Here is a 9,531-nt window from a genome sequence, read left to right on the forward strand (position 1 = left end):
AAGAGATTTACAGGCGCCGGCAGGAGACAGTTGAACGCAGCTTCGCTGATGCTAAACAACTACACGGTTATCGATATGCTCGCTACACCAGGCTTAATAGAGTGGCTGGTCAGTGTCTGATGGCTGCAACTGCCCAAAACATCAAGAAAATTGCTCAGATGGCGGCCTGAGCCTCTATTGAGCCCTCTCTACACTCCAAACCCCTTGCTTAGCCTCTGTAAATGCCCCAGTACGGTGTTTGCGAGGCTCAACCTAGATTCGAGAAACTCTCCGGCTTTTGGGTTAGCAATGCCCAGAAACAACAAACCCCAGCAAAAATGCCAGGGTTTGTCAGCGATCTGGGGCGGCTAAATAGCCGCCCCTTTTCGCATCCAATCGAAGCGATTAAGACTTATTGTCCAACTTCTCTTTAATGCGTGCAGAACGACCAGAGCGCTCGCGCAGGTAGTACAGTTTGGCCTGGCGCACGTCACCGCGGCGCTTAACTTTGATGCTGTCTACCAGCGGGCTGTAGGTTTGGAAGGTACGCTCTACGCCGATGCCGCTGGAAATTTTGCGCACGGTAAAAGCAGAGTTCAGGCCGCGGTTGCGCTTGCCCAGCACCACACCTTCGAACGCCTGCAGACGCTCGCGGTTACCTTCTTTTACTTTCACCTGAACAACAACAGTGTCGCCCGGGGCAAAAGCAGGAATCTCTTTGCTCATTTGCTCTTTTTCGAGCTCGGCAATAATTGGGTTCTTACCACTCATGGTTCGCTCCTCAGTTTGTACGTTAAAAGTTTGCAATTCGTTAGAACTGCGGTTTTTGAGTAGCGCTGCGCTAAAGAGGAAATTACTTTCTTCATGGATTCCCGCATGCGCGGGAATGACGAAAAAAGGCGTTTCATTCGCCAGCTTGCGAAGACTTCAATCGGCCTGTTGAGCCTCAATCTCCGCCAGTATTGCCTGCTGTTCATCAGTGAGCTGCAGGTCTTTTAACAACTCTGGCCGCCGGGTCAGTGTCCTTTTAAGGGACTGTCGCAGCCGCCATTGTCGAATTTTTTCGTGGTTACCGGATAACAACACGTCCGGAACCGCCGCCTGATAATCTTCATCCACTACCGGGCGGGTGTAATGGGGGCAGTCCAGTAAACCTTCGGCAAAAGAATCTTCTACTGCCGAATCCTGATGCCCCAGCGCTCCGGGCAGATGGCGGATAATCGCATCCATCAACACCATGGCAGGCAATTCGCCGCCGCTGAGCACGTAGTCACCAATGGACCACTCTTCATCCACTTCCTGTTGGATCAGGCGTTCGTCGATACCTTCGTAGCGACCCGCTACCAGTATCAGGTTGCTCTCTTTCACCAAGGTATTTACACCCTGCTGGTTGAGCACCCTGCCCTGGGGGGACAAGTAAATAACCTTACTGTCTTTTCCCTGACTACTCTGGCCTTGCCACTGACGTGCCGCCGCGATGGCTTGCCGTAGTGGCTCAATCAACATCACCATACCGGGGCCGCCACCGTAGGGGCGATCATCTACGGTCTGGTGTTTGTCGTCAGTAAACTGCCTGGGGTTGAAAGCCTTAACTTCCAACAAACCGTTACTTACCGCTCTGCCGGTCACACCGTAATCAGTAATGGCAGCAAACATTTCGGGGAACAATGTGACCAGTGCAACTTTCACATGCCACCCCTAGAAGTCAGGATCCCAATCGACTTCTATCTCACCCGCTTCAAGATCAACATTGAGTACAAACTGATCCGCGTAGGGAATCAGGCGCTCTTTGCGATCCAGACTGTCGCTGTTGCCCTTCACCATCAATACATCGTTGGCGCCGGTTTCCAGCAGCTGCTTTACCACACCGAGGGTTTTGCGTTCGCCGCCGTGGACGGTTATCGCGGTCAACCCTTCCAGCTGGTGCCAATAAAGCTCGTCGCCGGACAGTTCCGGCAGTACATCTTTGCTAACCGCGATGTTCTGCTGGCAATAATTGCGCGCTTCATCCCGGTCATCGAGGCCAACAATGTGCGCAATCAGGCCTTTGCCTTGCTTGCGAAACTCATCGAACTCGATTTCTCTCCAACCCCTGGGAGTTTTCAACCACCAGGGGCCGTATTTGAAGAGATTTTCACGGGGCTCTGTAAAGGAATTCACCTTTACCCAGCCTTTCACCCCGTGGATAGAAACAATCCGGCCAGCAACCATCTTTTCAGCAACAAGTGTCTCACTGTCGTTTGATGCCGGTCGCATTGTTCCCCTTCAGACGCTACGCGTCGTAACTCAATTTATGCTTGAGCTTGTTCGCCAGCGTCTTTAAGCAGCTTGGCGACACGATCGGAGGGCTTGGCGCCCTGGCTAACCCAGTGGTTAACACGCTCCAGATCAACACGCAGACGCTCTTCGTTACCGCGGGCGGTAGGGTTGAAGAAGCCAACGCGCTCAATAAAACGGCTGTTGCGAGCATTGCGGCTGTCCGCAACGGTCAGGTGGTAAAACGGGCGCTTTTTGGAGCCGCCACGAGCCAGACGAATGGTTACCATGTAACTGTTATCCTGTACTTAACGGGGTTAAAAACCCCTTAAAAATTAACGAGATAGACCCATAAAAACAAAGCCCGGGCCAATTGAAACCGGGCTGACTATCTCCGAAAGGCGCGGCATTATACGTATTTGTGGGGAATAAAGGAAGGCTTCGGGCTACTAGGGGCGACGGGCAGATTGAGCGAGATTGTCATTCCTCGGTTCTTTATTACTGTCATCCTGAGCCGCGCAGCCGCGTGAGGATCTCACAGCTCGCGGCTGACACGAGATTGACTCGCACCATCCATGGCGCTCGGCCCTTCGGGCCGCCTACGGCGCCCAAATTGGCTTTCCTGCCAATTTGTCTTCGCTGCGCTCAGGATGACGGCGTTCTATCGATCTGCTCGCAGCACGTAGCGCGCCGCTCGCAGCTATTATTTCTTTTTGAAAGGCAACCCACCCCCAGGTGGCATTCCACCCATCGGCGGCAGGTCGCCGCCACTCATGCCGCCCATGGGGGGCATTCCACCGGGCATATTGCCCATGCCGGGCATACCACCGAGGCCGCGCATCATCTTTGCCATGCCACCGCCCTTCATCTTTTTCATCATCTTGGCCATCTGCTTGTGCTGTTTCATCAGACGGTTGAGATCCTGAATGGTGGTACCAGAACCCATAGTGATACGACGCTTGCGGGAGCCATTGAGAATATCCGGGTTACGGCGCTCCGCTGGGGTCATGGAGTTAATCAACGCTTCCATCTTGGAAAACTGCTTGCCAGCATTGGCCTGCTCCATCATCTGGGACATATTGCCCATGCCCGGCAGCTTTTCCAGCATGCTGCCAAGACCACCCATGTTTTGCATTTGCTGCAGCTGGTCGCGCAGGTCTTCCAGATCAAAGCGCTTGCCTTTCTGTACCTTTTTAACCAGTTTCTCGGCTTTCTGGCGATCGACCTTCTGCTCAACTTCTTCGATCAGGCTGAGTACATCCCCCATACCGAGAATGCGGGAAGCAATACGATCCGGGTGGAACGGTTCCAGGGCGTCGGTTTTTTCGCCCACACCAAGGAATTTAATGGGCTTGCCAGTGACATGACGGACAGACAGCGCCGCACCGCCGCGGGCATCGCCATCCACTTTGGTGAGGATCACACCGGTCAGCGCCAGCGCATCGTTAAAGGCCTTGGCAGTATTCACCGCGTCCTGGCCGATCATGGCGTCGATCACGAACAGGGTTTCCACCGGATTCAGAACCTTGTGCAAGTCCTGAATTTCCCCCATCAACTCCTGATCGATATGCAGGCGTCCAGCAGTATCCACAATCAATACATCGGCGTGCTGCTCTTTGGCGGCTTTTAAGGCTGCCTTGGCAATGGCCTGGGGCTTTTGATCCGCCGAGCTGGGCTGATAGCCGACACCCACTTCCCCGGCCAGGGTTTCCAATTGCTTGATGGCCGCCGGGCGGTAAACGTCGGCACTCACCACCAGCACTTTTTTCTTTTCCCGCTCAGTGAGATGCTTGGCCAGTTTGGCTACTGAGGTGGTTTTACCAGCGCCTTGCAGACCCGCCATCAAAATCACCGCTGGCGGCTGGGCAGCCAAGTTCAGAGATTCATTGCGCTCCCCCATGGTGATTTCCAGCTCGCGCTGAACAATCTTCAGGAACTGCTGGCCGGGGTTGAGGCTGCTGCTGACCTTTGCACCCACAGCACTTTGTTTTACCTGCTCAACAAACTGCTTCACCACCGGCAGCGCAACATCCGCCTCCAGCAGCGCCATACGCACTTCGCGCAAGGTGTCTTTAATATTGTCTTCGCTGAGCTGGGCCTTGCCGGTGACTTTTTTGAGAGTTTGCGACAGGCGTTCGCTAAGGTTTTCAAACATGGCCATGGGGGAAATCGCTGCTGTATTGGGTTCAAGGGCGAGGAGTATAGCTTGATGTGAAGCCACGAGCTACGAGCAGCACAAAGTGGCGTGCAATGCGCGCTTATTGATAACCCCTCGCATCTGCAAAGCAACTGTGCGACACTCGCTTTGCTATATAAAGGATGAGATACCGCACAATCATGAGCACTTTGTACGCCGGCTACGGGGCCATTGCCCTTTATATTTTTGCCTTCTTTTATCAGGCGCAAAAAGTGCGCGCCGCCAGCCACAGCAACAGCAGTTCGCCCCTGCGCAAAGAATGGTTGCTGGCCATGTGCGGCCTGGCAATCGCCACTCACGGCCTGGCTGCCTGGCAATTACTGGCAAGCGCTAACGGCCTGGACTTAAGCCTGTGGCGCGTCAGTGCGGCCATCTTTTTTGTGGTGAATCTAATCGTATTACTAAGTAGCCTGCGCAAGCCCTCTCATAACCTGTTTCTGTTTTTACTGCCAATTACGGTACCGGTTCTGGCCATTGCCCTGATAAGCAGTGCGGGCAGCGCACAAAGCAAGCCCGGAACCGGTGCTGTTGTACATATCCTTAGCTCCATATTGGCATACAGTCTGCTCACCATCGCTGCGTTCCAGGCCATGTTGCTGGCTTATCAAAACTGGCAGCTGCGCCACAAACACCTGAAGGGTTGGGTGCGCGCTCTCCCTCCCCTGCAAACCATGGAGGCGCTGCTGTTTGAAGTACTGTGGGCGGGCGTGCTGTTACTTACCTTGTCGCTGATCTCAGGCTTTGCAGTGTTTGAAGACCTGTTCGGCCAAAACCTGGGCCACAAAACTGCCTTCTCTCTTATAGCCTGGCTGATCTACGCCATACTGCTGTGGGGGCGCCATGTAAAAGGTTGGCGCGGCAATACAGCTATCCGCTGGACGCTGATTGGCTTTATCGCCACCGCCCTGGCGTACTGGGGCAGTAAATTTGTCTACGAAGTATTGCTGGTGTAAATATCCGTAGCCCGGGTGGAGCGCAGCGCAACCCGGGATCAGAGCATTGTTTAGAGCCCTTTCCCGGGTTCCGTTGTACTCCACCCGGGCTACTTTATGGCCGACAAAATGCAGGGCAAAACGGTTGACCTGCCTGCAGGCATATCGCACCATACTGCTCCCATAACAAATAGAGGTTTACCCCTCCTTGGACGCGACGCCCCTGTGGCTATTGTTTAGCCTGCTAGCACTCCTGCTGCTCTGCTCCGCATTCTTTTCCAGCTCTGAAACCGGCATGATGGCGATTAACCGCTATCGTTTAAAACACCTGCAAAAAAAGCACCGTGGCGCCCGCCGGGTTAGCGAGCTATTGGAGCGTCCGGATCGTTTGATCGGAGTAATACTGATCGGCAATAACCTCGCCAATAACTTTGCCGCCATTGTTGCAGCAGCCATTGCCATAAAACTTTATGGCAATGGCTCAGAATTTCTTGCTGGTATCGCACTCACCATCGTGATGTTAATTTTTGCTGAGGTAACGCCGAAGACAATTGCCGCATTGCATCCTGAGCGAGTGGCCTTCCCTTTCAGTTTGTTGCTCAAGCCACTGTTAACGCTACTCTACCCTGTCGTCTGGCTGGTAAACCAAGTATCCAACCGTCTGGTACGCCTGTTTGGCGTCGATCCAAACAAAGGCAGCAATGATGCTCTCAGTAAAGACGAGCTGCGCACCGTCGTGGACGAATCCGGCTCCAACATCCCCACCGACAATCAGGGCATGTTGCTCAATATACTGGAGCTGGAAGACGTCACCGTGGACGACATTATGGTGCCCCGTAACGAGATTTACGGCATCGATCTGGAAGACGATCTGGACACCATTACCGACCGCATTGTCACCAGCGAATACACCCGCCTGCCGGTGTTCGAAGACAATATCAACGAAGTCATCGGCCTGTTGCATATTCGCAGTGCCAGCCGCCTGCTGCGGGGCAACGCCGGTGAAATGAGCAAAGAGGCCATCAAACGCTTTGCGGCTGAATCGTATTTCGTGCCAGAAAACACTCCCCTGCACACCCAGCTGATGAACTTCCGCCGCACCAAACATCGCACCGCTCTGGTGGTGGACGAATACGGCGAAGTACAGGGGCTGGTGACGCTGGAAGATATCCTTGAGGAAATCGTCGGCGACTTCACCACCAACCTGGCGGAAGAAGCGGTACAGGATATCGAGTCGCAAAAAGACGGCAGCTTTGTTATCGACGCCACCGCCACCATCCGCGATATCAATAAGGCAACAGACTGGGAGCTGCCCACCGATGGCCCCAAAACCCTCAACGGCCTGGCCATTGAGCAGCTGGAAGATATCCCTGACGGCAACGTCAGCTTTACCCTGGGAGATTATCGCTTTGAAACCGTCCTGCTGGACGAAATGAAAGTGATCAAACTACGCGCCAGCCGAATATTGTCCGCCGAAAGCCCCGAGAGCCTCTGAAAGTCACCCTGCTCAAAGCCATCTACAACTGGACATGCCTAAAAGCTATACATTAATAATAAGATTGATTATCAATAACAATTGCCAACAATAACCTCTATCACTACAATGGTCGCCATTCTATTCAACAAAAACCATTGAAGTAACAAGGGGCCACATCTAATGAAGTTTCAACCACTCCCGCTGGCTGCAGCCATTGCCCTCGCCAGCAGTCCTGCTTTTGCCGAAAAGCAGAATAAAAATATCGATGAAGAGATTATTACCAAAGGCAATTATCTCTCCGTCGAGAAAGTGAACTCGATAAAAACCCCTACGCCGATCATCGACGTACCACAAAGCCTTTCAATCATTACTTCTGAGCAAATTACCGAGCGCGGTATCACCAGTATTCGTGGCATTATCGACTACACCCCCGGCGTCAACACCTCTCAGGGTGAAGGCCACCGGGATGCTGTGGTATTCCGCGGCGTACGCTCAACCGCCGACTTCTATCTGGACGGCAACCGTGACGATGTTCAGTATTACCGTGGGCTTTACAACGTTGAGCAAGTGGAAGTTCTGCGTGGCCCCAACGCCCTGCTGTTTGGCCGCGGCGGTACTGGTGGCATTATCAACCGCGTATCCAAAAAGGCTGAACTGGGCGCACAGTTCAATAGCTATAAGACTGCCGCCAACACCTTTGGCGGCGTGGGTGTAGAAGTTGATACCAACCTGGCCACGAGCGAAACATCCGCTGTTCGCCTGAACACCATGTATGAAAGGCTGGAAAACCATCGTGATTTCTTTGATGGCGACCGCCTTGGCATCAACCCCACCGCCCGCTTTGAGCTGAGCGAAGACACAACCCTGGACCTGTCTTACGAGTACGCGGATCACGAGCGCTTTATTGATCGTGGAATTCCAACCGGCGCCGATGGCCGCCCGGTAGAAGCCTTCGAAGATACGGTATTTGCTGACCCGGATGTCAATCTGACTACCCTAAAAGCCCACACCTTCCGTGCGGCTTTGCAGCATAATTTCTCGGATTCAGTAAAAGGTAACGCCAGCTTGTTCTACGGCGATTACGACAAGCTGTATCAAAATTTCTATGCGCAGGCTTACAACCCCGCCACAAACGTCGTAACCCTCGACGGCTATGTGGACACCACCGATCGGCAAAATCTGATTCTGTCGACCAACGTTGTCGCCGAGCTGGACAAGCACACGATTATCGTTGGCAGTGAATATATTGATACATCATCCGATCAAGATCGCTTCAACCCCGTATTCAGCACAACCGGTAACGACAGAGAACAATTCCTGGCTACCCGCCCGCTCAATTTCAGTGGCGGCACGGGAGTAAATGCTGCTGGCCAGCCGACCTCTTACACCTTCTCAGACTTGAATGACGACACTCGAGTCAGCCTTGACGTGTTCTCGCTCTATATTCAGGATCAAATTGAGATTTCCGAACAACTGGATATCCTGGTCGGCGCTCGTTTTGACAGCTTTGATATCGAAGTTAACAATGTTGACCCAGATTCATCTTCGTTCGGCGTTCGCACCCGCAAAGATACCGAAGTTTCACCTCGTGCTGGCATTATCTATAAGCCACAGGAAAATGTTTCTATCTACGCGAGCTACAGCGAGTCTTTCCTGCCGCGCAGTGGCGAACAGTTTGCCAACATTAATGGCAACAATAATGCGCTTGATCCAGACACTTTTGAAAACCGCGAAATCGGTTTGAAATGGGACTTTGCCGAAGGCCTTAGCTTTACAGCAGCGCTGTTTGAGAACGAGCAGAGCTCACCTCAGCCCGCCGATAATGACCCGTCAACTCTTGATGTGATCGATTCAGAAATCTCCGGTTTCGAACTACAGCTTGCTGGTCAGGTGAATGACTCCTGGTATGTGTCTGCGAACTACAGCAACCTGGATGGCGATAGAATTGGTTCCGACGGACTGCCAAATGGCAGTGTTCCCCGCGAACTGCCGGAAAACACCTTCTCAATCTGGAATACCTTCCAGGTAAATGATGTATTCGGTTTTGGAATCGGCGCTACTTACCAGGATGACAGCTTTATCACCAACAGCAACTCCGGTGCTAATGCTCCCATTTTGCCTAGCTACACCCGCGTTGATGCGTCGGTTTACTACGATGTATCTGATGACCTGCGTATTCAGCTGAATATCGAAAACCTGACGGACGAGCTGTACTTCCCTAACTCTCACTCGACCCATCAGGCCACCGTAGGTGCACCGATCAATGCCATGCTGACCGTCACCGGTAAGTTCTAAGCATTGCATTAGATACAACCTGCAAACAAAAACACCGGCTCTGACAGAGCCGGTCAGATCGCTGACAAACCCTGGCATTTTTGCTGGGGTTTGTTGTTTCTGGGCATTGCTAACCCAAAAGCCGGAGAGTCTCTCGAATCTAGGTTGAGTCTCGCAAACACCGCACTGAGGCATTTACAGAGGCTAAGCAAGGGGTTTGGAGTGTAGAGAGGGCTCAATAGAGGCTCAGGCCGCCATCTGAGCAATTTTCTTGATGTTTTGGGCAGTCGCAGCCATCAGACACTGACCAGCCACTCTATTAAGCCTGGTGTAGCGAGCATATCGATAACCGTGTAGTTGTTTAGCATCAGCGAAGCTGCGTTCAACTGTCTCCTGCCGGCGCCTGTAAATCTCTT

The 9,531-nt window shown here is 52.9% G+C and carries 10 protein-coding genes; 4 read left to right on the plus strand and 6 right to left on the minus strand.

The window, feature by feature from the left end; all coding sequences use genetic code 11:
• Positions 1-170: transposase (locus QSV34_RS14885; RefSeq protein WP_289151995.1), on the plus strand; the 170-nt coding region annotated here is incomplete at its 5' end.
• Positions 171-384: 214 nt separating this feature from the next.
• On the opposite strand, the gene rplS is transcribed toward QSV34_RS14885, so the two are convergent.
• From rplS to ffh, 5 genes are all read right to left on the minus strand, one after another.
• Positions 385-750, minus strand: coding sequence for a 50S ribosomal protein L19 (gene rplS, locus QSV34_RS14890; protein WP_289156009.1), 366 nt, complete (start codon positions 748-750; stop codon positions 385-387).
• 156 nt (positions 751-906) lie between these two features.
• Positions 907-1,668, minus strand: coding sequence for a tRNA (guanosine(37)-N1)-methyltransferase TrmD (gene trmD, locus QSV34_RS14895; protein ID WP_289156011.1), 762 nt, complete (start codon positions 1,666-1,668; stop codon positions 907-909).
• Between the two features lie 9 nt (positions 1,669-1,677).
• The gene (gene rimM, locus QSV34_RS14900) at positions 1,678-2,235 is read right to left on the minus strand and encodes a ribosome maturation factor RimM (RefSeq protein WP_289156013.1); all 558 of its coding nucleotides are present in this window, start codon (positions 2,233-2,235) and stop codon (positions 1,678-1,680) included.
• Positions 2,236-2,270: 35 nt separating this feature from the next.
• Positions 2,271-2,525, minus strand: coding sequence for a 30S ribosomal protein S16 (gene rpsP / locus QSV34_RS14905; RefSeq protein ID WP_289156015.1), 255 nt, complete (start codon positions 2,523-2,525; stop codon positions 2,271-2,273).
• A 413-nt stretch (positions 2,526-2,938) separates the two neighbouring features.
• Positions 2,939-4,390, minus strand: a complete 1,452-nt coding sequence (gene ffh, locus QSV34_RS14910) for a signal recognition particle protein (protein ID WP_289156024.1) — start codon at positions 4,388-4,390, stop codon at positions 2,939-2,941.
• 182 nt (positions 4,391-4,572) lie between these two features.
• Between ffh and QSV34_RS14915 the strand changes: the two genes are divergently transcribed.
• The 3 genes from QSV34_RS14915 to QSV34_RS14925 all read left to right on the plus strand — a co-directional run bounded on the left by QSV34_RS14915 (position 4,573) and on the right by QSV34_RS14925 (position 9,136).
• Positions 4,573-5,385 (plus strand): cytochrome C assembly family protein, encoded by an 813-nt coding sequence (locus QSV34_RS14915; protein ID WP_289156018.1) that lies wholly within the window; start codon positions 4,573-4,575, stop codon positions 5,383-5,385.
• Positions 5,386-5,572: 187 nt separating this feature from the next.
• Complete coding sequence (locus QSV34_RS14920; RefSeq protein WP_289156020.1) at positions 5,573-6,859, plus strand: HlyC/CorC family transporter; 1,287 nt, start codon at positions 5,573-5,575, stop codon at positions 6,857-6,859.
• A gap of 162 nt (positions 6,860-7,021) precedes the next feature.
• Positions 7,022-9,136: a TonB-dependent receptor gene (locus QSV34_RS14925; protein ID WP_289156022.1), complete on the plus strand. Its 2,115-nt coding sequence runs from the start codon at positions 7,022-7,024 to the stop codon at positions 9,134-9,136.
• A 225-nt stretch (positions 9,137-9,361) separates the two neighbouring features.
• On the opposite strand, the gene QSV34_RS14930 is transcribed toward QSV34_RS14925, so the two are convergent.
• Positions 9,362-9,531 (minus strand): transposase (locus QSV34_RS14930; protein WP_289151995.1); only part of this gene is annotated, 170 nt, incomplete at its 5' end.

The sequence above is a fragment of the Porticoccus sp. W117 genome, assembly GCF_030341905.1.
Classification (GTDB): domain Bacteria; phylum Pseudomonadota; class Gammaproteobacteria; order Pseudomonadales; family Porticoccaceae; genus SCSIO-12696.

Excerpts from the sequence above, each read along its gene's own strand:
- QSV34_RS14915 (WP_289156018.1), top strand. The coding sequence starts at position 4,573 with ATGAGCACTTTGTACGCCGGCTACGGGGCCATTGCCCTTTATATTTTT.
- ffh (WP_289156024.1), bottom strand. The coding sequence starts at position 4,390 with ATGTTTGAAAACCTTAGCGAACGCCTGTCGCAAACTCTCAAAAAAGTC.
- rimM (WP_289156013.1), bottom strand. The coding sequence starts at position 2,235 with ATGCGACCGGCATCAAACGACAGTGAGACACTTGTTGCTGAAAAGATG.
- rpsP (WP_289156015.1), bottom strand. The coding sequence starts at position 2,525 with ATGGTAACCATTCGTCTGGCTCGTGGCGGCTCCAAAAAGCGCCCGTTT.
- rplS (WP_289156009.1), bottom strand. The coding sequence starts at position 750 with ATGAGTGGTAAGAACCCAATTATTGCCGAGCTCGAAAAAGAGCAAATG.
- QSV34_RS14925 (WP_289156022.1), top strand. The coding sequence starts at position 7,022 with ATGAAGTTTCAACCACTCCCGCTGGCTGCAGCCATTGCCCTCGCCAGC.